This is a genomic window from Streptomyces sp. NPDC099050, from assembly GCF_044759865.1.
Lineage (GTDB): Bacteria > Actinomycetota > Actinomycetes > Streptomycetales > Streptomycetaceae > Streptomyces.
Window position 1 is genome coordinate 43,563 of the sequence record NZ_JBIWAE010000005.1, and the last position, 23,636, is coordinate 67,198.

Consider the following 23,636-nt stretch of genomic DNA (forward strand, 5'->3'; position numbering starts at 1 on the left):
GAGGCCCCTCACCTACCGATTGTTCGGTTGTCCGGGCAATTTGGCTACAGGCGGCGCCAGGCTGTGGACAAAGTGGCGCCGACGCCCTGGTATGGGTGCAGGACGTCCAGGAGAGGCAGGCATCGGGCGATGACGGATGAACAAATGGCCGGAGCGGGTTCCGGGGCGACCTCCCCGGCGGGGGGCGCGCTCGGGGGCGCGCCCGTACCGTCGGTAGCCCCTGGGCCGCCGTCGGCGCCGCCCCGCCCCCTCGACCCGATCGACCGGTCGATCGTGCGCCTGCTCCAGGCGGACGGCCGCGCCTCGATACGCTCCGTCGCCGAGCAGGTCCACGTGTCGCGGGCCAATGCCTACGCCCGGATCAACCGGCTCATCGACGACGGGGTGATCCGCGGGTTCACCGCCCGCGTCAACCACGAACGCGCGGGTCAGGGCGCCTCCGCCTATATCACCCTGAAGATCGTCCAGAACTCCTGGCGCACGGTCCGCGAACAGCTCCGCGAGCTCCCCGGCGCCGCCCACATCGCCCTGGTCAGCGGCGATTTCGACGTCCTGCTCCTGGTGCACACCCCGGACAACCGCACCCTGCGCGAGCTGGTCCTGACCCGCCTCCAGTCCATCCCGGAGGTGCTCTCCACGCGCACCCTGCTGGTGTTCGAAGAAACGGATCTGCTGGCCCGCGACCAGACCGCCGGCCCCACGATCGCCGAGGACTGAGGTCCACCCCCAGGGGGCCGTCCAGGACCCGTGCGGCCCGAAGGGGGGCAGGTCCTCGTGCGGTTCCCAGGTCCCGGGCGGGGACCCGGAACGGACGGGCTCCCGTGTCCGGCTTCAGCGCTGGGTGCGCAGGCCGTCCAGGGCCATGCTGACCACCGCGTCCGCGAGCTGGTCGGGGGTGGTGCCGGGGTGCGGGCGGTACCACTCCACCAGGGAGTTGACCATGCCGAAGAGCAGCCGGGTGGCGAGCCGGATGTCCACGTCCGCCCGCAGGTCGCCCTCGGCGGCGGCGGCCTTCAGCAGCTCCGCGACCTGGTGGTCGAACTCGCGGCGGCGCTCCAGGGCCCAGCGCTCGGTACGGGTGTTGCCGCGGACCCGCAGCAGCAGGGTCACGTAGGGGAGCTCCGAGACGAGGACCTCGACCGTGCGGCGCGTGACGTACTCGACGCGTTCGACCGCGCGGCCCCGTATCGCCCCCGGCTCCGCCAGGACGGCGAAGAGTTCGTCCAGGGCCCGGCTGACGGCGCGGTGGAGCAGCTCCTCCTTGCCGGCGACGTGGTGGTAGATCGAGGACTTGGAGATGCCGGCGGCCTTGGAGAGGTGCTCCATCGAGGTGCCGTCGTAGCCGCGCTCGTTGAAGACCTGGACGGCGACGGACAGGAGCGTCTCGGGCGTGTACGTGTCCCGCTTGGCCGTGGTCATTCCGACTCCCCCGCCTCGTCGTCGGCCTCGTCGTGGCCGGAGTCGCCCGCGTCGTCGCCCGCGTCGTCGACCTCGTCGTCGCCCGCCGCGTAGCCGAGCTTGTACAGCGCCAGCGACGGCGCGTACCGGCCGCCGGGACACCGCTCGTCGAGGTGGTGCAGCAGGTCGTACGCCCAGTCGCGGCCCAGCCGGTCGTGCCATTCGGCCGGGCCCACCGGGTAGTTGACCCCGAGCCGCATCGCCGTGTCGATGTCCTCGGCGCCCGCGACCCCGCGTGCGACGGCGTCGGCGGTGAGGTCGATCAGCATCGCGACCGTCCGGGCGACGATCATGCCCGGCACGTCGCCGATGACGGAGACCTTCTTGCCGAGCTTCTGGAACAGCCCGACGGCCTCTCGGAGCGTCCGCTCGCTCGTGTCCTCGCTGACGGAGAGCGCGATCCGGGTGGCGTCGCGGTAGTCGAAGGCGAGGTCGAAATAGACGACGTCGGCGAACTCGATCGCCGTCTTGCCGTCGGCGAGCACGAGCTGCCCCTCGCCGGGCAGCTGGATGTACGGGCCCCCGTGCGGGGCGGCCGTGACCTCGATCCCGGCCTCCTCCAGCAGGTCGAGGAGGCTGGCCGCCGGTCCGAGGTCGCCGACGACGGTCACCTTCGCGGGCGCGTCGGACGGGTCGCCGGGGGCCGCGGTGTGCGGGGCCGGGGCCTTCGCGTCCGGGCCGTACGGGTACCAGCCGTGGCCCGACTTGCGGCCGAGGCGGCCCGACTGGACCAGCCGGCGCTGCGCGAGGGACGGGGTGAACTTGGGGCTGCGGAAGAAGGACTCCCACACCGAGCGGGTGACGGCCTCGTTGACGTCCTGGCCGATCAGGTCGGTCAGCGCGAAGGGGCCCATCTTGAAGCCGCCGCTCTCGCGGAGCACGGCGTCGATGGTGGCCGGGTCGGCGCCCTGCTCCTCGTACACCGCGAAGGCCTCGGCGTAGAAGGGCCGAGCGATCCGGTTGACGATGAAGCCCGGGGTGTCGGCGCAGCGCACCGGCGTCTTTCCCCAGGTCAGGACGGTGGCGTACGCGCGGCTCGCGGCGGCCGGGTCCGTGGAGAACCCGGAGACCACCTCGACCAGCGGCAGCAGCGGGGCCGGGTTGAAGAAGTGCAGGCCCAGGAAGCGGCCGGGGTGCGCGAGTCCGGCGGCGAGCTCGGTGACGGAGAGGGAGGAGGTGTTGGTGGCCAGCAAGGTGTCCGGCGAAACCACCTCTTCGAGCGCCGCGAACAGCGCCCGCTTGACGGTGACGTCCTCGACGACCGCCTCCACGACGAGGGCGGCCTCGGCCAGATCGGAGAGCGCGGACGCGGAACCGATCCGGCCGATCGCGGCCTCGGCCTCGGCACGGTCCAGCCGGCCCTTCGCGGCCATCCGTTCGACCCGGTCCTGGACGAACCCGACCGCGTCGGAGGCGAGCGCGGCGTTGATGTCGTAGATCAGCACGCGGTGACCTGCGAGAAGGGCGACCTGGGCGATGCCCTGTCCCATGGTGCCGGCGCCGACGACCGCCACTGTGCGGGACCGCTCGATTGCTGTCATGCCCAGATCCTCCCGCACCGACTTGTCCACAGGCCTGCCGGGCCCTCTTGTCCCGACCGATCGTTCGGTTACTCTAACTCCAGTCTGCTCTTGTTCATCCCTTGCCTGCCCCGATCGCCTGATCCCGCCCGGCTCAAAGAGGAGTTGGTCCCTGATGGCCGCCGAGCTCACCGTCCCCCAGCTGTCCGCCAAGCACCGGCCCACTCTGGACCAGGCGCTGGCCACCATCCGCAGCCGCGCCTACTGGTCCCCGCACCCCGAGCACCCCAAGGCGTACGGGGAGACCGCGCCGGCCGACGGCCTCGCCGCCTTCGAGGCGCTGCGCGGCACCCGGCTCGACCTCGGACAGCCCGGCACCGACGGCTGGACGGGCGCGGAGACCTCCCCGTACGGCGTGGAGCTCGGCGTCGAGTACCCGCACGTGGACCCGGAGGTGCTGCTGCCCGCGATGCGGGCCGGCATGGGCGCCTGGCGGGACGCCGGGCCCGAGGCGCGCGCCCTGGTCTGCATCGAGATCCTGGCCCGGATCTCGGCGCGGACGCACGAGTTCGCGCACGCCGTCATGCACACCAGCGGCCAGGCCTTCATGATGGCGTTCCAGGCGGGCGGCCCGCACGCACAGGACCGCGGTCTGGAAGCGGTGGCCTACGCCTACGAGGAGCAGACCCGCGTCCCGGGGCAGGCCGACTGGTCGAAGCCGCAGGGCAAGAAGGACCCCCTCGAACTCGGCAAGACCTTCACCGCCGTCCCGCGCGGCATCTCCCTGATGATCGGCTGCAACACCTTCCCCACCTGGAACGGCTACCCGGGCATCTTCGCCTCCCTGGCCACGGGCAACCCGGTGCTGGTCAAGCCGCACCCGCGCGCCGTGCTCCCGCTGGCGCTGACCGTCCAGGTGGCCCGCGAGGTCCTCTCCGACGCCGGCTTCGACCCGAACCTGGTCGCGCTGGCCGTGGAGCGGCCCGGCGAGGGCATCGCCAAGGAGCTCGCCGTCCGGCCCGAGATCAAGGTCATCGACTACACCGGGTCCACCGAGTTCGGCGACTGGCTGGAGACCAACGCCCGCCAGGCGCAGGTCTACACGGAGAAGGCCGGCGTGAACACCGTCGTCCTGGACTCCACCGACAACTACAAGGGCATGCTGTCCAACCTGGCCTTCTCCCTCTCCCTCTACAGCGGCCAGATGTGCACCACCCCGCAGAACCTGCTGATCCCGCGCGACGGCATCGAGACCGACGCCGGGCACAAGTCCTACGACGAGGTGGTCTCGGACCTCGCGGGCGCGATCGGCGGTCTGCTCGGCGACGACGCGCGGGCCAACGCCCTGCTCGGCGCCCTGGTCAACCCGGACGTGAAGGCCCGCCTGGAGGCCGCGGCCGGGCTCGGCGAGGTCGCACTGGCCTCGCGCGAGGTCACGCACCCCGACTTCCCGGGCGCGGTCGTGCGCACCCCGGTGATGGTGAAGCTGGACTCGGCCAAGCCGGACGACTCCGCCCCCTACCTCTCCGAGTGCTTCGGCCCGGTCTCCTTCGCGGTGGCGGTCGACTCCACGGCGGACGCCCTCGCACTGCTGCGGCGCACCGTCCGCGAGAAGGGCGCCATGACGGTCGGGGCGTACACCACGTCCGCGGACACCGAGCGGGCCATCGAGGAGGTCTGCCTGGAGGAGTCGGCGCAGCTCTCGCTGAACCTGACCGGCGGGGTCTATGTGAACCAGACCGCGGCCTTCTCCGACTTCCACGGCTCCGGCGGCAACCCGGCGGCGAACGCCGCGCTGTGTGACGGGGCGTTCGTGTCGAACCGCTTCCGCGTGGTGGAGGTCCGCCGCCAGGGCTGATCCCTAGGAGCTCTCCTCGGGCCCGCCCCAGTGGAAGAGGGTCATGGCCACGCTGGTGGCCAGGTTGTAGCTGGAGACCTGCGGCCGCATCGGCAGGGACACCAGGTGATCGGCGCGGGCGCGCAGCTCGGGCGAGATGCCGTGGCGTTCGGAGCCGAAAGCGAGCAGGGCCTCGTCCGGGAGGGTGAGGGCGCGGATGTCCTCGCCCTCCGGGTCGAGCGCGTACAGCGGGCCGGGCGGCAGCATGGCGAGCTCCACCCGGTCCACGGTGGTGGCGTAGTGCAGCCCCGCGCCGGCCCGGACCACATTGGGGTGCCAGGGGTCCAGATCCCCCCTGGTCACCACGCCGGTGGCACCGAAGCCCGCGGCGAGCCGGACGACGGCTCCGACGTTGCCCAGGTTGCGCGGGTTGTCGAGGAGCACGATCGGGGCCGTCCTGGGCCGTGCGTCGAGCCGGGCCCGTCCCTCGGCCCGCCCGGGCCGGACCGCGAGGGCCGCCACCCCGGTGGGGTGCACCCGCGCCAGCAGCCCCTTGAGCGGAGCCTCGCGCACGAGCCGCGCCACGTCCGCCTCCACGTCCCCGGCCAGCTCGTGCGCGAGGCCCCGTACGGCTTCCGGGTCGTCGGCGACGGCGATCCGCACGTCCGCCCCGAACCGCAGGGCGTGCTTCAGGGCATGGAACCCGTCGAGGAGCACCAGATCCTCCCGCGCGACGGCCTCCCGCCACTGCCGTTCGGTCTCGTCGACGCTCCCGCGCTGCTCACTCATACCGCCGACCCTACGGTCCCCCGGCCAAACCCAACCCCGCCGCCCCAATCCAGCCCCTCCGGCCCCTCCGGCCCGATCCAGCCCCTCCGGCGTTTGAGGAGCGGGGTCTGGGGCGGAGCCCCAGGGGGGTCCGGGGCGCAGCCCCGGGGAACGGTGGAAGGGCGGGTAGGGGACACGCCCCGCAGGGCCGGCCTCAGCGCGGGACGGCGCTGGGGAGCGCAGGCTCCGGATCCGGCTCCGGATCCGCACAGGTCTCCGGGTCCGGAACAGCCCGCCCCCACCGCACCCGCCGCGCAGCGACCACCGCCCCGAGCCACACCAGGAACCCGGTCGGCAGGAACACCGCGTCGGCGGCGATCATCGCCAGCGAGAAGAACGGCAGCCCCAGCAACACCGCGATCCCCGCGTGCTCCAGCATCATCAGCGCCAGCAGCACGTTCTTGATCCGCCGGTTGAACAGCGTGAACGGAAACGCCACCTGCACCGCGACCGTCCCGTACGAGAGCAGCATCACCACCGTCCCGCTGCTCGCGAGGAAGGCCGAGACACCTGGCCACGGGGTGAAGTAGTCCAGGTTCAGCGGGTAGTACAGCGCCGTGCCGTCCTGCCACCGCGAACCCTGGATCTTGTACCAGCCGGCCGTCGCGTAGATCAGGCAGACCTCCACCATGATCACCAGCATCCCGGCGTTGTGCAGCAGGTTGGCCAGCACGTCGAGGACGGCCCGCCCCTCCCCCCCGGGCTCGTAGCGGTCGACCGTCCACCACAGCGCGGCGAGCACCCACAGGGCCGCGAAGAACATCATCCAGCCGGTACTGAACCCCCCGGTCACGGCCCCGTACGCGAGCACCGCGCCGAGCGCGCCCCACAGCGCCGGCCCCGCCGGCCCGGCGGAGGCCGTGCCGAGGCGGCGGGCGCGGCGGGCGTCCAGTGACCAGACCCGCGCGCACCGGGTCAGCACCAGGTAGATCGCCATCAGGTGGATGACGTTGTCCCCGCCGTCGCCCATGAAGACGCTGCGGTTCTGCAGGGACAGCACGCCGACCATGAACACCACGGAGGTCGCCCGGGTGCGCCAGCCCAGCATCAGCAGGGCGGACGACAGCACGGCCACGGCGTAGACGATCTCGAACCAGAGCGCCGAGTCCGACCACATCAGCACCGTGAAGGCGTGGTTCGAGTCGATCAGCCGCCGCGCCAGCTCCCAGCTCCACGGCCCGTCCGGCCCGTACAGCTCGTGGCGGTGGGGGAACTCCCGCAGCAGGAAGAACAGCCAGGTCCCGGCGAATCCGATGCGGACCACGGCGCTCTGGTACGGGCCCAGCGCCTGCCCGCTGACCCGGGCCAGCGCACGCCCTCCGGAGGCCTTGAGCCCCTTCGCGCCGGACCCGGTCACACCGTCCACCACGGCAGCTCCCGGTAGTACGTCTGGGTGTCGGCCTTCTCGTCGGACCACGGGGGCGCGGCGACCTCCGTCGTCGCCCCGCGCACCTGGATCCGTACGATCCGGCCCTCCGCGACCCGACCGGGCTCCAGCCGGTCCAGGGCGATCCGGCGCAGGTACTCCTCGGCGAGTTCGCCGCGGTCGCCGGTGGACTTGTTGTCCTCGTCGTGGGAGGCGGTGAAGAAGTCCCAGGCCCGGCGGAGCTCGTTCTGCTCGGTGTGGCTCGGCAGCAGGCTGTGGCGGATGGCCGCGCCGTCCTCGGCGGACAGCCCGCGCCAGTTGCCCGTCACCAGTCGGCCGTCGTCCGTCCGCACTTCCGCGCGCACCTCCACGGCGATGTTCTGCTGGAGCGGGTTAGGGGCGAAGAGCTTCCAGTTCTGTTCGAACTCGGGGTAGATCCAGTAGTCGATCAGGCCCGCGTTGCGCTTGCTGACCGTGTTGGACGGGGCCACGTGCAGGAAGACGAGGGCCAGGTGGAAGCAGGCGGCCACCGCCACCGCCCCGAGGGCGAGGGCCGTGACGACCCGGTACGGGGTGGACAGGCCCGCGATTCCGGGCGCCCTGGGCGGGGGCGGAGCCGCTTCCGGGAGGGGCTCGCGCGCGTTCGAATCCATCCCGCCCCGATCATCCGGTGTCCACAGGGTTGACCACAGAGGTTGACACCCTACGGGCCCTCGTCCCACCATTGAAGAGGATGAACCGAACGATCGGTCGGTCGGTCGGGACAAGGCGGGAAGAGACCTCTGACAGGGGGCCGTGATGGTGGCAGTGACCCCGGCAGCGACATCGGGGACGGGGGGCCGGACCGCGAAGCAGGACACCGCGCGAGACGCGGGGATCGGCGTGAGCGCCGACCTCGGCGCGCAGCTCGCGGCGGCCTTCGACGCGGCCGTGGCGGCCGACGAGCGGGTGGAGCCGCGCGACTGGATGCCCGACGAGTACCGCGCGTCCCTGGTCCGCCAGATGGCCCAGCACGCCCACTCCGAGATCATCGGCATGCAGCCCGAGGCGAACTGGATCACCCGCGCGCCTTCGCTCCGCCGCAAGGCGATCCTGATGGCGAAGGTCCAGGACGAGGCCGGCCACGGCCTGTACCTGTACAGCGCCGCCGAGACCCTGGGCACCAGCCGCGACGAGCTCCTCGACAAGCTCCACGCCGGGAAGCAGAAGTACTCCTCGATCTTCAACTACCCCACGCTGACCTGGGCCGACGTGGGCGCGATCGGCTGGCTCGTGGACGGCGCGGCGATCACCAACCAGGTCCCGATCTGCCGCTGCTCCTACGGGCCGTACGCACGGGCCATGGTCCGGATCTGCAAGGAGGAGTCCTTCCACCAGCGCCAGGGGTACGAGCTGCTCCTCGCCCTCTCCCGGGGCACCGAGGCCCAGCACGCGATGGCCCAGGACGCCGTGGACCGCTGGTGGTGGCCCTCGCTGATGATGTTCGGCCCGCCGGACGCCGAATCGGGGCACTCCGCGCAGTCGATGGCCTGGCGGATCAAGCGCCACACCAATGACGACCTGCGCCAGCGCTTCGTGGACATCGCCGTCCCGCAGGCCGAGTCGCTGGGGCTGACCCTGCCCGACCCGGACCTGAAGTGGAACGAGGAGCGCGGGCACCACGACTTCGGAGCCATCGACTGGGCGGAGTTCTGGGAGGTCCTCAAGGGCAACGGCCCGTGCAACGAGGAGCGGATAGGGCAGCGCCGCACGGCGCACGAGGAAGGCGCCTGGGTGCGCGACGCGGCCGCGGCGTATGCGGAGAAGCAGGCGGCGGCCACGGCCGCCGCGGCGACCATCGGAAGCGAGGCTCGGGTATGACGCGGAACTGGCCCCTGTGGGAGGTGTTCGTCCGCTCGCGGCGCGGCCTCTCGCACACGCACGCGGGCAGCCTGCACGCCCCCGACGCGGAGATGGCCCTGCGCAACGCCCGCGATCTCTACACCCGGCGCGGCGAGGGCATCTCCATCTGGGTGGTGCCCTCCACGGAGATCACCGCCTCCTCCCCGGACGAGCGGGACCCGTTCTTCGCCCCGTCCGCCGACAAGCCCTACCGGCACCCCACCTTCTACGAGATCCCCGAGGGGGTGCAGCACCTGTGACGAGCACCGGGACGAGCACCGAGACGAGCACCGCACCGGGAACGGACGCCGTGGCGGCGGCCCTGGCCCTCGGCGACGACGCGCTGATCCTTTCGCACCGCCTCGCCGAGTGGGCGGGCCACGCGCCCGTCCTGGAGGAGGAGGTCGCCCTGGCCAACATCGCCCTCGACCTCCTCGGCCAGGCCCGCGTCCTGCTGTCGACGGCCGGCGACGAGGACGAGCTGGCCTACCTCCGCGAGGAGCGGTCCTTCCGCAACCTCCAGCTGGTCGAGCAGCCCAACGGCGACTTCGCCCGCACCATCGCGCGCCAGCTCTACTTCTCGCTCTACCAGCACGAGCTCTACGGCGAACTCGCGCGCGGCGACGGCCCGTTCGCGCCGCTCGCCGCCAAGGCGGTCAAGGAGACCGCCTACCACCGCGACCACGCCGAGCAGTGGACGCTGCGGCTCGGCGACGGCACCGAGGAGAGCCGGCGCCGGATGCGGGCCGGCCTGGACGGGCTGTGGAAGTACACCGGGGAGATGTTCCGGCCGGTGGCGGGGGTCGACGAGCTCGACTGGGCCGCCCTGGAAGGCCGCTGGCTGGCCGCGCTGGGAGGCGTACTGGAGCGGGCCGGACTGGAACTGCCGCAGGGGGCCCGGCACGGCGCCTGGGCCGCCGGAGCCGGCCGGCAGGGACTGCACACCGAGTCCTTCGGCCGGCTGCTCGCGGAGATGCAGCACCTGCACCGCAGCCACCCGGGGGCATCGTGGTGACCAGCGCCGAGCAGACCCGGCTGGAGGTGGAGCTGGCCGCGCTGGCCGGCTCCGTCCCCGACCCGGAGCTGCCCGTGCTCACCCTCGCCGAGCTCGGCGTGATGCGCGGGGTACGGATGCACGAGGACGGCCACGTGGAGGTCACCCTGACCCCCACCTACACCGGCTGCCCGGCCATCGAGGCCATGTCCGCCGACATCGAGCGGGTCCTGACCGACCACGGCATAGCGGAGGTCCATGTCCGGACCGTGCTGGCCCCCGCCTGGTCCACCGATGACATCAGCGCCGAAGGCCGCCGCAAACTGGCGGAGTTCGGCATCGCCCCGCCGCGGCCGCACGCCGCCGGCGGACCGGTCCCGCTCACCCTGTCCGTCCGCTGCCCGAACTGCGGATCGACCGACACCGAGCTGCTCAGCCGGTTCTCCTCCACCGCATGCAAGGCGCTGCGCCGCTGCACCGCCTGCCGTGAACCGTTCGACCACTTCAAGGAGCTGTAGATGGCCGTGTCACCGCCGTCAGCCACACCGGTGTCCGCGAACCCGGTGCGCCCCGCGCGCCACGGCGCGTTCCACACCTTGACGGTGACGGCGGTCGACCGGCTCACCGAGGACTCCGTGGCCCTGACCCTGGCCGTCCCGCCGGAGCTGCGCGCCGAGTACCGGCACTCCCCCGGCCAGCACCTCACCCTGCGCCGGGGCGGAGCGGGCGGCTCGGAGGTGCGGCGCACCTACTCGATCTGCTCCGCCGCGCCGGCCGCGGACGGGCCCGGTCCCACCGCGCTGCGGGTCGGGGTGCGGCTGGTGGAGGGCGGGGAGTTCTCCTCCTTCGCCCACAAGGAGATCGCCCCGGGGGACGTCCTGGACGTGATGGTCCCGGCGGGCCGGTTCGTCCTGGACCCCGCGGCGGCGCCGCCCGCCGCGCACTACGCCGCGATCGTCGGCGGCAGCGGCATCACCCCGGTGCTGTCGATCGCCGCCACCCTCCTCGCCGCCCGCCCCGACGCCCGGTTCTGCCTGGTGCGCAGCGACCGCAGCGCGGCCTCGACGATGTTCCTGGAGGAGGTCGCCGACCTCAAGGACCGCCATCCCGACCGGTTCCAGCTCGTCACCGTGCTGTCCCGGGAGGAGCAGGAGGCCGGGCTGCCCTCCGGACGGCTCGGCGAGGAGCGGCTGACGGAGCTGCTGCCCGCCCTGCTGCCGGTCACCGAGGTGACGGGCTGGTTCCTGTGCGGCCCGTACGGCCTGGTGACGGGGGCGGAGCAGGCGCTGGCCACCCTCGGTGTCGTGCGGAGCCGGGTCCACGAGGAGGTCTTCCACGTCGAGGACACCAACCCGCGCCCCGCGTCCACCGCTTCGGCCGAGGCCACCAGCGGCCGGGTCACGGCGCGCCTCGACGGGCGCTCGGGCACCTGGCCGGTGCGCGACGGGGAGTCCCTGCTCGACGCGGTGCTCCGGGCCCGGGCGGACGCCCCGTACGCCTGTAAGGGCGGGGTGTGCGGCACCTGCCGGGCGTTCCTCGTCTCGGGCGAGGTGCGGATGGAGCGCAACTTCGCGCTGGAGGAGCGAGAGACGGAGGCCGGGTTCGTACTGGCCTGCCAGTCGCACCCGGTGTCGGAGGACGTGGAGATCGACTTCGATCGCTGAGCCGGGCTTCCGCCCGGCGCGGTCCCGCTGCCGCCCCCTGTCAAATTTTAAGAACGTGTTCTATCTTGACGCACCGTCAGACAGAGCACGATTCGGGTACGCGGGAGGACAGGCAGTGGACTTCACCTTCACCGAGGAGCAGCAGGCCGCCGTCGAGGCGGCCAAGGCCGTGTTCGCGAACGTGGCCCCGGACGGCGTGCCCAGCCCCGCGCTCACCCCGAGGGCGGTGGCCGAGGAGTTCGACCGCGAGCTGTGGGCCAAGCTCGCGGACTCCGACCTGCTGAGCCTGGTCCTCACCGAGGAGCACGGCGGCTCCGGCCTCGACGTCATCGCCCTGTGCCTGGTCCTGCGCGAGGCGGCGAGGGTCCTGGCCCGGGTGCCGCTGCTGGAGCACTGCGCCACCGCCATGGCCGTCCAGGCCCACGGCAGCCCCGAGCTGGCCGGCGCCCTGCTGCCCGGCGCCGGGAACGGCGGCCTCGTCCTCACCGTCGCCGCGCACGGCCGCAGCGGCCACGACCCGGCCGAACTGGCCGTCACCGCACGGCGGGACGGGGACGCCTGGGTCCTGGAGGGCATGCAGACGGCCGTCGCCTGGGCGCACAGCGCCGACTGGACCGCCGTACCGGCCCACACCGGGGAGGGCGAGGCGGTCCTCGCGTTCGTCCCCCGGGGCGCCGGCGGCCTGTCCCTCGCGGAGCAGTACTCCACCAGCGGGGAGCGGCTCGCCGAGCTCACCCTCGACGGCGTACGGGTCCCGGCCGCGCACCTGATCGAGGCACCGGACGCCTGGGACCACCTGCGCCAGCTCCTGGCCACCGGAACCTGCGCGCTCGCGCTGGGCCTCGGCGAGAACGTGCTCACCATGACCAGCCAGTACACGAGCAAGCGCGAGCAGTTCGGCTTCCCGGTGGCCAGTTTCCAGGCCGTGGCCGTCCAGGCCGCCGACCGCTACATCGATCTGCGCGCCATGGAGGTCACCCTCTGGCAGGCCGCCTGGCGGCTCGACGCCGCCACGGGCGGAGCGGGCGGCCCGCTGCCGAGCGCCGGTGACGTGGCCGTGGCCAAGATCTGGGCCTCCGAGGGCGTACGCCGCGTGGTGCAGACGGCGCAGCACCTGCACGGCGGCTTCGGCGCCGACACCGACTACCCGCTGCACCGCTACCACGCCTGGGCCAAGCAGCTGGAGCTCCAGCTCGGCCCGGCCGCGGCCCACGAGGAGGCACTGGGCGACCTGCTGGCCGCCCACCCCCTCGCCTGAGCCGCCCGGGCCCGCGGGGGCCGCCGTCTCAGACGACGAAGCCCGGGGCGCCCGCGTCGGTGACGACCGGACGGCCCGCGGCCTCCCAGTCCTGCATGCCGCCGGCCACGTTCACGGCGTCGATGTCCTGGCCGCGCAGGTACTGGGCCACCTGGGCGGAGCGCCCGCCGACCCGGCACATCACGTAGACCGGGCGCTCGTCCTCGATCTTCTCGGTCAGCTCACCGATGCGCGCCACGAACTCGCTCATCGGGATGTGCAGCGCGCCCTCGGCATGGCCGGCCGCCCATTCGTCGTTCTCGCGAACGTCGAGGACAAAGGCTTCGGAGGGCAGCGCGGAGGCGGCCACCGAGGGAAGCGGTCCGGAGTTCATGTCTGTCGCCTTCTCTCGTCACGGATAGCTGAGCCAACCTATCCGACCCCGCCTGCCGACCCGTCCGCGACGGCTTCGGCCTCGGCCGGGCGCCGGCCGGGGCCCAGGCGGCGCCCGGCCGGGGCCTCACTCGGCGGCGAGGGCCGCCAGCTCCGCCTCACGCTTCTCGACGTCGCCGAGCAGCTGCTCGGCGATCTCCTCCAGCAGCCGGTCCGGGTCCTCCGGAGCCATCCGCAGCATCGACCCGATGGCGCTCTCCTCCAGGTCCCGGGCCACCACCGACAGCAGCTCCTTGCGGCGCGAGAGCCATTCCAGGCGCTCGTACAGCTCCTCGCTCTCGCTCAGCCGCTGCTCGGCAGGCGCCGGACCCTCCGCCCACTCCTGCGCGAGCTCGCGCAGCACCTGCTCCTCGCCGCGTCCGTAGGCCGCGTTGACCCGCGCGATGAACGCGTCGCGCCGCTCGCGCTCGGCCTCGTCCTGGGCCAGGTCGGGATGCGCCTTGCGGACCAGCTCGCGGTAGAGGCGGCGCACCTCCTCCGAGGGGCGCACCCGCTCTGGCGGCCGCACCGCGCGGTCCGTGAGCATCGCGGAGGCGTCGTCGGACATCCCGTCCGCGTCCAGCCAGTCGTGGAACAGCTCGTCCACCCCGGGCATCGGCATCACCAGCGAGCGGGCCTCGCGCGCACGGCGCAGGTCCTCCGCGTCACCGGTCCTCGCCGCCTTCGCCTCGGCGATCAGGGCGTCCAGCTCGTCGAGCCGCGAGTACATCGGTCCGAGCTTCTGGTGGTGCAGGCGGGAGAAGTTCTCCACCTCCACCCGGAAGGTCTCCACCGCGATCTCGAACTCGATCAGTGCCTGCTCGGCGGCCCGCACGGCGCGCTCCAGGCGTGCCTCGGGCCGCTCGTCGGCAGCGGGGCCGGGGCCGGAGCCGGGCTCGGACGCGGGCTCGGACGCTTCGGGAACAGTCTGCTCGCTCACCCGGCCAGCCTAAGGCCCGCGAGCCCGGGTGTTTCACGTGAAACATCGACCGGTTTCACGTGAAACATCCCGGCTGCTCGGACCGATCGCTCAGACCCCGGACTCCGCCGCGATCCGCCCGGACCGCACCGCCTCCACCAGCACCGCGTGGTCGGCCTCGCTCCGGTCGGCGTAGGCCACGGCGAAGCCCGCGATGGCCTCGTCCAGCTCGTCGGTCTTGCCGCAGTACCCGGCCAGCAGCCGCGGATCCGCGCTGTGCGCGTGCGCCCGCGCCAGCAGGGCTCCGGTCATCCGCCCGTAGTCGTCGAACTGTTCGGCGGCCAGCGCCGCCGGGTCCACGCTGCCCTTGCGATTGCGGAACTGGCGGACCTGGAAGGGCCGCCCCTCCACCGTCGTCCAGCCCAGCAGGATGTCGGAGACCACCTGCATCCGCTTCTGCCCGGCCACCACCCGGCGGCCCTCGTGCTCCTCCGGCGGGGAGACGAAGCCGAGCCCGGGCAGGTGCGGCAGCAGTGCGGAGGGCCTGGCCTCCTTCACCTGGAGGACCAGCGCCTCACCCCGGTGGTCCAGCAGCAGCACCACGTACGAGCGGGTGCCGACGCTGCCCGTGCCCACCACCCGGAAGGCCACGTCGTGGATCGCGTACCGGGCCAGCAGCGGCAGCCGGTCGCCCTGGAGGGTCTCCAGGTACGGGCCCAGCGCGGCCGCCACGGCCGCCGCTTCCCCGTCCCCGACCCGGCGCAGCACGGGCAGCGCGTCCACGAAGGCACGGCCCCCGTCGGGCGTCGGCTCGGTGGACTTGGCCGCGAACCGGGCGGAGGTGTTGTTGCGGGCCTTCTGCGAGACGCGTTCCAGCGTGCCCAGCAGGTCACGGGCATCGGTGTGCGAGACCAGTTCCTCGTCCGCGATGGCGTTCCACGCGTCGAGGGCCGGCAGTTTGGCCAGCAGGCGCATCGTGCGCCGGTAGGCGCCCGCCGTGTCGTGCGCGGCCGCCCGGCAGGTGTCCTCGTCCGCGCCGGCCACCCGGCCGGCCAGGACCAGCGAGGTGGCCAGCCGCTTGAGGTCCCACTCCCACGGGCCGAAGACCGTCTCGTCGAAGTCGTTGAGGTCGATGACCAGCCGGCCGCGCGCGTCTCCGTACAGGCCGAAGTTGGCCGCGTGGGCGTCTCCGCAGATCTGCGCGCCGATCCCGGTCACGGGACCGCCCGAGAGGTCGTGCGCCATCAGCCCGGCCGAACCGCGCAGGAACGCGAAGGGGTTGGCGGCCATCCGGCCGGTGCGTATCGGCGCGAGTTCGGCGACCCGCCCGACGTTGGACTCCTCCACCGCCCGCACCGCGTCCGGACGGTCGGCCGGGGCCTCGAACCGCGCGTGCGCCGACCGGGGCACCCGCACGCGCAGTGCCTTGCCCGCCTCCCGGGGGGACACTGAGGGGGAAACCGCGGAAGAACCGGCCCGCACGGCGAACCCCTCGACCGCCGGGATCCGTACCTTCGACTCCGGTCCCACGCCACGCTCCTGCGCTACCGCCGTCATGCGCCCCGCCCCCTGATCGCCATCGGATTTCGGCCCGACCGTACCTACAGCCCGGCGTCCCTGGCCAGCAGGGCCGCCTGTACGCGGTTCTCGCATTCCAGTTTCGCCAGGATCCGGCTGACATACGTCTTCACCGTGGCTTCGCTCATGTGCAGCCTGCGCCCCGCGTCCGCGTTCGACAGCCCCTCCCCGAGCAGCGCCAGCACCCCGCGCTCGCGCTCGCTCAGTTCGGCCACCCGGCGCCGCGCCTCCTCCTCGCGGCCGGCCGTCCGGCCGGAGGCGATCTGGTCCACCACGTGCCGGGTCGCCGCCGGGGACAGGTACGCGTCCCCCGCCGCGGCCGCCCTTACGGCGCCGATGAGTTCGCCGGGCGCCGAGTCCTTCAGCAGGAACCCCGCGCCGCCGCCGCTCAGCGCCCGCAGCACGTTCTCCTTCTCCCCGAAGGTGGTCAGGATCAGCGCCCGCACCTCGGGGGCCGCCCGCCCGAGCTCGGCCAGTGCCGTCAGCCCGTCCATCACCGGCATCTGGATGTCCAGCAGCACCACGTCCGGGCCGTGGGCCCGCGCCAGTTCCACCGCCTCCCGGCCGTTCGCCGCCTCGGCGACGACCTCGATGTCCGCCGCCGAGGTCAGGATCATCCTGATCCCGGCCCGGATCAGCGGTTCGTCATCAGCGATCACCACGCGGATCACCTCGGCTGTCACCCCTGCTCCTACTGCTTGGCCTGGTAGGCCTGCTTGTCGACGAGCTTGCCGTCCTTGAAGCAGAACCGGAAAACGCTGTCGCTGCCCAGGTCGGTGTCGTCGTCCGCCAGAAAGACCAGACAGGCCGCGCCCTGCGGACGCGGCGGCCCCTTCCGGTCGAGCCCTTCGGTCAGGATGCTGTCCCCGCTGGGCAGCTGCGAACGTACCGCTTCCTCCGGGTCGCCCACGTGGATGGCGTCGTACTCGGACTTGGCGAGCATCGCATCGCCCACCGAGCCCACCAGCAGCGCCACCGCGGCCCCGATCACGATCAGCAGCACCACGCAGGCCGCGACCGCGATCCCGCAGCCCAGCGTCACGCCCCCGGTGCGGCCGCTCCCGCTCAGCAGCTTCCGGTCGATCGCGTCCCAGTCCACCGGCCCGCCGCCCACGCCGGCGCCCGAGCCCAGGGTCCTGGCCTGCAACTGCTGTCCGAAGTCATCGGCGACCCCGCCCGCCCCGGCCTCCTCGGCGCCGGCCGGCTCGGTCCCGTACGGGAGCACCCCGGCCACCCGGAACCCGCCGCCGTCCACGACCCCCGCGTAGACCATGCCGCCGACCAGCCGGGCCCGTTCGCGCAGCCCGGTCAGCCCCTGCCCGCCGGACACCACCTCGCCGGCGCCCGGACCGGCCGCCGGGCCGTTGGCGATCTCCACCACCAAGGAGTCGTCCTCGTAGCGCAGTTCCACCGTGATGGGCGCGCCCGGCGCGTGCTTGTAGGCGTTGGTCAGCGCCTCCTGCGCGATCCGGTACGCCGCGTGGTCGCACGCCGCGACCAGCGGCCTGGGCTGCCCGGCGGTGGTGAGCCGTACGTCCGTCCCCGCGCTCCGGGCCGACTCCACGATCCCGGCGATGCCCGCCACCCCGCGCGCGGCGGGCTGCGCCTCCTCCACCGGCAGCGGCGCCTCCACCCCGTCCCGCAGGATGCCGACGACCTCGCGCAGCTCGTGCATGGCGGCGACCGAGGCCTGGCGCAGAACGCCCACCGCCTCGCGCTGCCGGTCGGTCAGGACCGGATCGACCTCCAGGGCGCCGGTGTGCACCGAGATCAGCGCGAGCTGGTGGCCGAGGCTGTCGTGCATGTCCTGGGCGATGCGCTGGCGTTCGCGCAACCGGGCCTGGCCCGCGACCATCGCCCGCTCGCGCAGCAGCTGGGCGTTGCGCTCCTGAAGGGCGCGCAACAGCGTATGGCGCTGGGACCAGTAGCGGCTGGCCAGACCGGGCATGACCACCGTGGCCAGGAACATCAGCGCGCTGAAGACGACGATCAGCACCGCGCGGCCCTGCACGAACTCCTTGAGCACGCTGAGGCCGATGGCCAGGGCGAAGGCCGCGGTGAAGGCACCGAGCGCCCGTCCGACGCCGACGATGCGCCGCCCCGCCGACCAGCCGAGCGGGATCGCCACGAGGAAGGCCCCGGGCAGGTAGACGCCCACCGCGGAGCCGACCACGAGCGTGGACACCGGCAGCCGCCGCCGCAGCAGGATCAGCACCACAACGACCACGGAACTGGCCAGCATCCGCGCCCCGGAGCCGTTGTCGAGATCCTCGACCCCCAGCCCGATCAGCACCAGCACCCCGGCCAGCGCCAGGTCCCCCGCCAGCATCCGCCGGGTCCAGGGCTCGGGCCCCTTCACCCAGTACCATCCCGCACGCACCCTCGCCGTCACATCCACCCGCCCGACCCTAGACACCACCCGGCCACCGGGCTGCCCTCTTTCGTCGCGCTCCGCGCGACGAAAGTCTTCCGGCACAGCCCTGACCGGGGGTGGTACGAACCGGGTGCGGCCGTTGCGTGCCTCCGGAGGAAGGCTTCCGGCTTGTCCGCTACAGGCGACCTGCCTCCGAAGAAGGGCACTCCCCTACAACTTTCGAGGCAGCACCGCCGCCGTCGGGCCGCTCCGCCTTGTGAGCCCCGTCTCTCCTACCTAAGGTCCTGCCATGACCGAACGGAATGGATCACGCAGGGAAACCGGCGGCAGAGAAGATCGGCGGGTGGAAGAGGCGTGCAGCTACCGGAACTGAGCGCCGAGATCCGCATACCCCTCCGTGTCCTTCAGCTTTACGTACGCATGGGACTGCTCCCCGCTCTTCCCGCGTACGACGAGTCCCATGTCCGCAGAGCCGTATTGGTCAGAACCCTGCTGGACGTCGGCGGTCTTTCGTATTCCTCCGCCCGCCGCGTCGTGCGGAGGATAGACATGTCGCCGCCGCCGATCGGTGAACTGTGCGGCACCATCCAATACGCCCTGCCGGCGCCCGGTTCAGAGGCGCAGGACCAGAATTGGGACCGGGCCCAGGAGCGGGTTCAGGCACTGGCCCTGGCACGGAACTGGCGGGTGAGCCCGGAGAATCCGGCGTGGCACACCTTGACGCAGACTCTCGTCGCGGTGGAGTGGCTCGGACACGACGACCTGCTGCGCCTCCTGGACACTTATGCGGACGCCTTGGAACCGGTTGTGGCCGCCGAGGTGCGCCTCCTGCACGAACAGCCTGACCCGGAGAGTGCGGCCGCCCGCATGGTGACGGGAACGGTTCTCGGGGACGTCGCATTTTCCGCACTACGCCGCCTTATCCACGAGCACGCTTCCTCCCAAGAAACGTCAGATTGCCCGTAACGGCAACTACCGCCCAGTAAGTACCTTAAGGTTGACGCCCCTACGGTTGACGTGCATCCTGTTTGGTGATCACTGGAGCCCACTCCTTCCGAACAGAACGACCGTAAGGGGATAGGCGACTTCGGGCTACAGCAAGGGCGGGGGATCTTGCGGTACAACCCAGACAGACACGGGATCTATACACCAAAAAACACAAGAGAAGAGGTGGGATTAGCAAAGAAATTCCAGGACCAGCAGCCGGAACTTCTCGAAGATTATCGAAACACTCTGGTCGAGCATCACAATCCACTAGGCTCGAACCCGGAAGCATGGGCCACCTGCAGAGAGCAAGCCCAGCACATTCTCGACGAATGCCTCCGAGCATTGAAAGACGGGGCCGAGGAACCACTCGACACCCATCTCATCGCGAAAACCCGAAGGCTCAGCGGCGCCCGCATCTCGCAGGGAATCGCACCCATCCATTCGGTGCGCGCCGGGGCCCTGCTCTTCCAGGTCGCCACGAGCCACCTCATCCGGATCGCCTCGGCTCAGCCCGAGGACCAGCGTTGCCTGATGAAGATCCTGCCCGTGCTGCAGTCATCGATCACCCAGCGGCTCGAAGCCGGCTCCACCGGGCACGACCTCTTCCTCCTCGACGTCGTACGCGATGCCACCCGGCACGGCCGTGACGGCATGGCCCGCGAGATCCACGACCGCATCGGCAGCTCCGCCAGCCTCGCCCTGCGCCAGCTGGAGCTCTACGAACTCACCCGGCACCCGTCGGGAACGGACCCCAGGCTCGAGGCCCTGAAGCAGGCCATCCTGGAGACGCTGTACACCACTCGGGACATCGTGACGGACCTGCGGACCCGGGCGGAATCCACCCAGTCCCTCTACGTCTCGCTCTCGGCCTTCGTCTCCGCCATGGCCATGGACGACCTGCGGGTCGACATCCACGTGACCGATCCGGACGACCTCCTGCCGGACGAACTCACCGAAGACCTCTACCTGATGCTCCGCGAATGCCTGCGCAACGCCTTCACCCACTCCCGTTCCTCACGGATCGACATGGAGGTCCGCGTCGAGGAGGGCCGGGTCGACGCATCGGTACGGGACGACGGCAAGGGCTTCGACCCGCACGCCCACCGCCGGGGAAACGGCCTGTCCTCCCTGACCGAGCGCACCAAACTGCTGGGCGGCCGGCTCACCATCGACAGCTCTCCGGGGCAAGGGACTGCGATCGCGCTGTCCATCCCCTTCGACACGGAGAACCATGCACACGCCACTTGAGCCGCGCCCGGCCGCCGAACCGCTCCGCATCATCGCCGTCGACGATCACTCACTGCTCCGCCGCGCCCTGTGCGAGCTGATCGAATCGGAGGACGACCTCACCGTCGTCGCCGATACGGACACCTCCGAGGGACTGGCCGAGCTGGTGGAACGCACCAGACCGCACGTGGTCCTCCTCGACGTGGAAATGCCGGGTCACCACGCGCCCACCGTGGTACGCGCCCTGACCACCCGTTTTCCCCAGGTGCACGTACTGATCCTGACCATGCACAGCGACGCTCAGCTGGTACAGGAACTGCTGGCCCACGGAGCCCGCGGTTATCTGCACAAGAGCGTCCCGCGCGAATCGCTGCTCGCCGCGCTGCGGAACACCGCCACGCGCGATCCGCACGTGACGATCGCCCTGCCGAGCAGCGGCGTTCCCACCGTCGGATTCAGCACCTCGCACCAGACCCTCTCGCCGCGGGAGCGGGAGGTGCTCACGTTCGTCGCCGCCGCCCTGAGCAACCGGCAGATCGCCGTCCGGTTGCGCATCACCGAGGGCACCGTGAAACGGCACTTGCGCAACATATTCGAGAAACTCGGCGCGATATCACGCATCGACGCGGCGAACAAGGCAATTGATGCGCGGCTCATCAGAAGGCCGGGGCCGGAAGACCGGCCGGGCATCGGAAGAGGATAGGACCAAAAACTGCACAACAGGCCCTCCCGAATACCTCTTTGAGAGTATCGGGGTTACCCCCAGCGGGTCTGCCCCGGGTTGGACCATCCAAATATATTCAAGCCATGCCGATAAAGACGCCCATAATTTCCGATGGAATTGAGCGTTCCACAAAATCGTTATCGCCGTCGGCCGCGCCCATCAAATGGGTCCGGGTCCTGCTGCTCTGCTTCCAGGAATCCCGGGCAGCGGTGCAGGCAATTTTCCTGATGCGCTTCCTGCTGGCTGCCACGGCCGGCGCCACGTCCTATCTGACGCTGCCCCCCGCCCTGTTCGGCGGGGCCGGCGTCTGGCTGCTGGCCGCGACGTCCGTCTACCTCTACAACGGGGTGACGGACGTCGACGAGGACCGGGCCAACGGCTCCACCCGCCCCATCGGACGCGGCGCGCTGTCACCCGCCGACGCCCGTCGTACCGCACACGTAATGGGCGCCGTGGCGCTGGCCGGCGGTGCGTGGATCGGCCCGGCGATGCTCACGGCGACCGCGTGCATGCTCCTCCTCGGCTTCGTCTACTCCTCTCCCGGCATCGCCCTCAAGACCAGCACCCCCGGCACCATGGCCACCGTGATCGGCAGCGGCGCCCTCACCTACACCGCCGGCATCGTGTGTTCCGGGAGCCCCGTCTCACCGTCGCTGATCGCGTTCTGCACCGCGATGTGCCTGTGGATGGGGCTGGTCGGGGCCGTCACGAAGGACTTCTCCGACGCCGCCGGCGACGCCCGGCACGGGCGCCGCAACTGGACGGTCCTATGGGGGTACACGAGGACGGCCGCCGTCGTCTCGCTGAGCGCCGTGACGGTGGGGGCGGGTCTGCTGGTGTCCGCCCTCGTCCTGGACGCGCCCCGGCTGCTGGTGCCCTCCTTGGTCCTGCTGGGCGGGGCACTGGCGCTGGCGGCCACGGCGCTCACGGGGCGGTCGCAGGACTCGCGCTCCCGGCGCAGGCTGCCCTACCGGATGTTCATGGTCACGCAGTACGCGGCGCATCTCGTCGCTTTCGCCCAGCCCATCGGCTGAACGACAAACGGGGGAACCACAGTGAGGCACAGTCAGATACATCCCTGGGCATCCGGCCGCCCGGACGCGCGACCCGCTGCCACGGCCGGCGCCGACACCGACACCGCGATGCGCCACGACGGGTTCGGCATCCGCATCCTCGGCCCGCTGGAGGCGGTCAACGGCGCCTCGGCGCACCGCCCGCGCGGCCCAAAGGTTCGCAAGCTGCTCGCCCTGCTGGCCGTCCGCGCGGGGGACATCGTCGAGGTGGACACGCTCGTGGAGGAGCTGTGGGACGGATCGCCCCCGCCCACCGCGGTCAGCACGGTCCGTACGCACGTCTACCACCTGCGCCAGGAGCTGGGACGGGAACTGGGCGACACCGACGACGTCCGCCGCGTCATCACCACCGAGGGCACCGGGTACTCGCTGTGCCTGGCCCCCGGCCGGCTGGACCTGGAGCAGTTCACCCAGCTGTACGGTCAGGCCCGCACCGACCTGCGCGCCGGCAACGCCGAAGCCGCGCTGGAACGGCTGGACACCGCGCTCGGCCTCTGGCGGGGCCGCGCGCTGGCCGATGTGAGCCGGGGCCGCGTGCTGACGGGACACGGCGCCCGCATCGAGGAACTGCGCTCGCGGGCCCAGCAGTTGTGGATCGAAGTCATCATGGTCCTGGGGCGCCACGGCGAGGTCGTCCCGGAGCTGCTCCGCTTGGTCACGGTGGACCCGCTGAACGAATGGCTGCACGCCCGCCTCATCGACGCCCTGTACCGGAGCGGGCGGCGGGGCGACGCCCTGCGCGCCTTCCACCACGTACGGAACGTACTGGCCGAGGAGCTGGGGCTGGAGCCCTCCGACGACCTGCGCCGGCTCCAGCACCACATCCTCTCGGGTGGAGCCGCCGCGTGAGAATCCGGATCTGGACCGTCCCGACCGCTGACGCGGCGGCCTGGGCCCCGTACGAAGAGGCGTACGCGGTGATGGACTCCCGGGAGCGGCACCGGCTGGCCCGCTTCGGCCGCACGACCGACCGGCGGCGCTACCTGGCCATCCACCACGTCTACCGGAGCCTGCTCGGGCGGGAACTCGGCATCCACCCGGCCGAGGTGGTCTTCCGCCGGTCCTGCACCCGCTGCGAGAGCCGGGAGCACGGCCGGCCGGTGCCCCACGCGCCGAACGGGACCACCCTGTCGGTGAGCCTGTCCCATTCGGCGGCGTACGCCGTCGTCGCGATCGGTGACAGCCCGGACGTCCCGGTCGGAGTGGACATCGAGCGGGTGCGGCCGCACATGGACTGGAGCCGCATCCCGTGCGTCCAGGGCGTGCGCACGACCCACGGCTTCGAGCAGTGGACGCGGGCCGAGGCGCTCGTGAAGGCCGCGGGCACCGGCCTGGAGGCCGACCCGCCCCGCTACACCGGCCACGCCTTCGGGCCGTGGCGCGCCGCGCTCGTACCGGGCTCGGCCCGGGACTGGTACGTACGCAGCATCCGCTCCCCCGAGGGGTACGCCGCTTCGCTGGCGTCCGCGAACGCGGACGCGACGGTCACCGTCGCGCAGTGGCGGCCCTGACGGCCGTCAGGGCCGGAAGGGCACAG

24 protein-coding genes are annotated in these 23,636 nt (G+C 71.9%); 14 read left to right on the top strand and 10 right to left on the bottom strand.

Annotated elements, in window-relative coordinates; all coding sequences use genetic code 11:
- Positions 1–129: 129 nt before the first annotated feature.
- On the top strand, positions 130–717 hold the full coding sequence (locus ACIQV3_RS10340) for an Lrp/AsnC family transcriptional regulator (protein WP_403711724.1): 588 nt from the start codon (positions 130–132) through the stop codon (positions 715–717).
- A 114-nt stretch (positions 718–831) separates the two neighbouring features.
- Here ACIQV3_RS10340 and ACIQV3_RS10345 read toward each other — a convergent pair whose 3' ends face one another.
- Both ACIQV3_RS10345 and ACIQV3_RS10350 read right to left on the bottom strand, forming a co-directional pair.
- The gene (locus ACIQV3_RS10345; protein ID WP_403711726.1) at positions 832–1,419 is read right to left on the bottom strand and encodes a TetR/AcrR family transcriptional regulator; all 588 of its coding nucleotides are present in this window, start codon (positions 1,417–1,419) and stop codon (positions 832–834) included.
- Positions 1,416–2,999, bottom strand: a complete 1,584-nt coding sequence (locus ACIQV3_RS10350; protein ID WP_403711728.1) for a 3-hydroxyacyl-CoA dehydrogenase — start codon at positions 2,997–2,999, stop codon at positions 1,416–1,418. Before ACIQV3_RS10350 ends, ACIQV3_RS10345 begins: the two co-directional genes overlap by 4 nt.
- A 154-nt stretch (positions 3,000–3,153) precedes the next feature.
- Here ACIQV3_RS10350 and paaN point away from each other — a divergent pair, with 154 nt between their 5' ends.
- On the top strand, positions 3,154–4,836 hold the full coding sequence (gene paaN / locus ACIQV3_RS10355; RefSeq protein ID WP_403711730.1) for a phenylacetic acid degradation protein PaaN: 1,683 nt from the start codon (positions 3,154–3,156) through the stop codon (positions 4,834–4,836).
- Between the two features lie 3 nt (positions 4,837–4,839).
- Here paaN and ACIQV3_RS10360 read toward each other — a convergent pair whose 3' ends face one another.
- The 3 genes from ACIQV3_RS10360 to ACIQV3_RS10370 form a co-directional block, all read right to left on the bottom strand.
- Positions 4,840–5,604: a TrmH family RNA methyltransferase gene (locus ACIQV3_RS10360; RefSeq protein ID WP_403711732.1), complete on the bottom strand. Its 765-nt coding sequence runs from the start codon at positions 5,602–5,604 to the stop codon at positions 4,840–4,842.
- 193 nt (positions 5,605–5,797) lie between these two features.
- Complete coding sequence (locus ACIQV3_RS10365) at positions 5,798–7,012, bottom strand: HTTM domain-containing protein (protein ID WP_403711734.1); 1,215 nt, start codon at positions 7,010–7,012, stop codon at positions 5,798–5,800.
- The gene (locus tag ACIQV3_RS10370) at positions 6,997–7,662 is read right to left on the bottom strand and encodes a DUF5819 family protein (protein ID WP_403711736.1); all 666 of its coding nucleotides are present in this window, start codon (positions 7,660–7,662) and stop codon (positions 6,997–6,999) included. Before ACIQV3_RS10370 ends, ACIQV3_RS10365 begins: the two co-directional genes overlap by 16 nt.
- A gap of 145 nt (positions 7,663–7,807) precedes the next feature.
- Here ACIQV3_RS10370 and paaA point away from each other — a divergent pair, with 145 nt between their 5' ends.
- The 6 genes from paaA (at position 7,808) to ACIQV3_RS10400 (ending at position 12,806) form a co-directional block, all read left to right on the top strand.
- Entirely contained in the window at positions 7,808–8,869 is a 1,062-nt protein-coding gene (paaA, locus tag ACIQV3_RS10375) for a 1,2-phenylacetyl-CoA epoxidase subunit PaaA (RefSeq protein WP_403711738.1), read from the top strand.
- Positions 8,866–9,150 (top strand): 1,2-phenylacetyl-CoA epoxidase subunit PaaB, encoded by a 285-nt coding sequence (paaB, locus tag ACIQV3_RS10380; RefSeq protein WP_254382163.1) that lies wholly within the window; start codon positions 8,866–8,868, stop codon positions 9,148–9,150. The genes paaA and paaB overlap by 4 nt, the downstream gene beginning before the upstream one ends.
- Positions 9,147–9,905 (top strand): 1,2-phenylacetyl-CoA epoxidase subunit PaaC, encoded by a 759-nt coding sequence (gene paaC / locus ACIQV3_RS10385; protein WP_403711740.1) that lies wholly within the window; start codon positions 9,147–9,149, stop codon positions 9,903–9,905. Before paaB ends, paaC begins: the two co-directional genes overlap by 4 nt.
- Positions 9,902–10,402 carry a 1,2-phenylacetyl-CoA epoxidase subunit PaaD gene (paaD, locus tag ACIQV3_RS10390; RefSeq protein ID WP_403712287.1) on the top strand — a complete coding sequence of 167 codons (501 nt, stop codon included), beginning with the start codon at positions 9,902–9,904 and terminating at the stop codon, positions 10,400–10,402. Before paaC ends, paaD begins: the two co-directional genes overlap by 4 nt.
- The gene (locus ACIQV3_RS10395) at positions 10,403–11,548 is read left to right on the top strand and encodes a 2Fe-2S iron-sulfur cluster-binding protein (RefSeq protein WP_403711742.1); all 1,146 of its coding nucleotides are present in this window, start codon (positions 10,403–10,405) and stop codon (positions 11,546–11,548) included.
- 115 nt (positions 11,549–11,663) lie between these two features.
- On the top strand, positions 11,664–12,806 hold the full coding sequence (locus ACIQV3_RS10400; protein WP_403711744.1) for an acyl-CoA dehydrogenase family protein: 1,143 nt from the start codon (positions 11,664–11,666) through the stop codon (positions 12,804–12,806).
- 28 nt (positions 12,807–12,834) lie between these two features.
- Here the strand turns inward: ACIQV3_RS10400 and ACIQV3_RS10405 are convergent, their stop codons facing one another.
- From ACIQV3_RS10405 to ACIQV3_RS10425, 5 genes are all read right to left on the bottom strand, one after another.
- Positions 12,835–13,179, bottom strand: a complete 345-nt coding sequence (locus ACIQV3_RS10405; protein WP_112446690.1) for a rhodanese-like domain-containing protein — start codon at positions 13,177–13,179, stop codon at positions 12,835–12,837.
- 126 nt (positions 13,180–13,305) lie between these two features.
- Entirely contained in the window at positions 13,306–14,157 is an 852-nt protein-coding gene (locus ACIQV3_RS10410) for a J domain-containing protein (protein WP_403711746.1), read from the bottom strand.
- A gap of 90 nt (positions 14,158–14,247) precedes the next feature.
- A complete protein-coding gene (locus ACIQV3_RS10415) occupies positions 14,248–15,693 on the bottom strand; it encodes a DUF2252 domain-containing protein (RefSeq protein WP_403711748.1) in 1,446 nt (481 codons plus the stop codon).
- Between the two features lie 44 nt (positions 15,694–15,737).
- Entirely contained in the window at positions 15,738–16,385 is a 648-nt protein-coding gene (locus ACIQV3_RS10420) for a response regulator (protein WP_403712289.1), read from the bottom strand.
- A gap of 20 nt (positions 16,386–16,405) precedes the next feature.
- Complete coding sequence (locus ACIQV3_RS10425; protein ID WP_403712291.1) at positions 16,406–18,043, bottom strand: sensor histidine kinase; 1,638 nt, start codon at positions 18,041–18,043, stop codon at positions 16,406–16,408.
- Between the two features lie 399 nt (positions 18,044–18,442).
- On the opposite strand from ACIQV3_RS10425, the gene ACIQV3_RS10430 reads away from it, so the two are divergent.
- From ACIQV3_RS10430 to ACIQV3_RS10455, 6 genes are all read left to right on the top strand, one after another.
- The gene (locus ACIQV3_RS10430; RefSeq protein WP_403711750.1) at positions 18,443–19,054 is read left to right on the top strand and encodes a MerR family transcriptional regulator; all 612 of its coding nucleotides are present in this window, start codon (positions 18,443–18,445) and stop codon (positions 19,052–19,054) included.
- Positions 19,055–19,519: 465 nt separating this feature from the next.
- Entirely contained in the window at positions 19,520–20,323 is an 804-nt protein-coding gene (locus tag ACIQV3_RS10435) for a sensor histidine kinase (RefSeq protein WP_403711752.1), read from the top strand.
- Positions 20,307–21,005: a response regulator gene (locus ACIQV3_RS10440; protein WP_403711754.1), complete on the top strand. Its 699-nt coding sequence runs from the start codon at positions 20,307–20,309 to the stop codon at positions 21,003–21,005. Before ACIQV3_RS10435 ends, ACIQV3_RS10440 begins: the two co-directional genes overlap by 17 nt.
- A gap of 230 nt (positions 21,006–21,235) precedes the next feature.
- Positions 21,236–22,060, top strand: a complete 825-nt coding sequence (locus ACIQV3_RS10445; protein WP_403711756.1) for a UbiA family prenyltransferase — start codon at positions 21,236–21,238, stop codon at positions 22,058–22,060.
- 108 nt (positions 22,061–22,168) lie between these two features.
- Positions 22,169–22,948 carry a BTAD domain-containing putative transcriptional regulator gene (locus tag ACIQV3_RS10450; RefSeq protein ID WP_403711758.1) on the top strand — a complete coding sequence of 260 codons (780 nt, stop codon included), beginning with the start codon at positions 22,169–22,171 and terminating at the stop codon, positions 22,946–22,948.
- Positions 22,945–23,610 (top strand): 4'-phosphopantetheinyl transferase family protein, encoded by a 666-nt coding sequence (locus ACIQV3_RS10455; RefSeq protein WP_403711760.1) that lies wholly within the window; start codon positions 22,945–22,947, stop codon positions 23,608–23,610. The genes ACIQV3_RS10450 and ACIQV3_RS10455 overlap by 4 nt, the downstream gene beginning before the upstream one ends.
- Positions 23,611–23,636 lie beyond the last annotated feature (26 nt).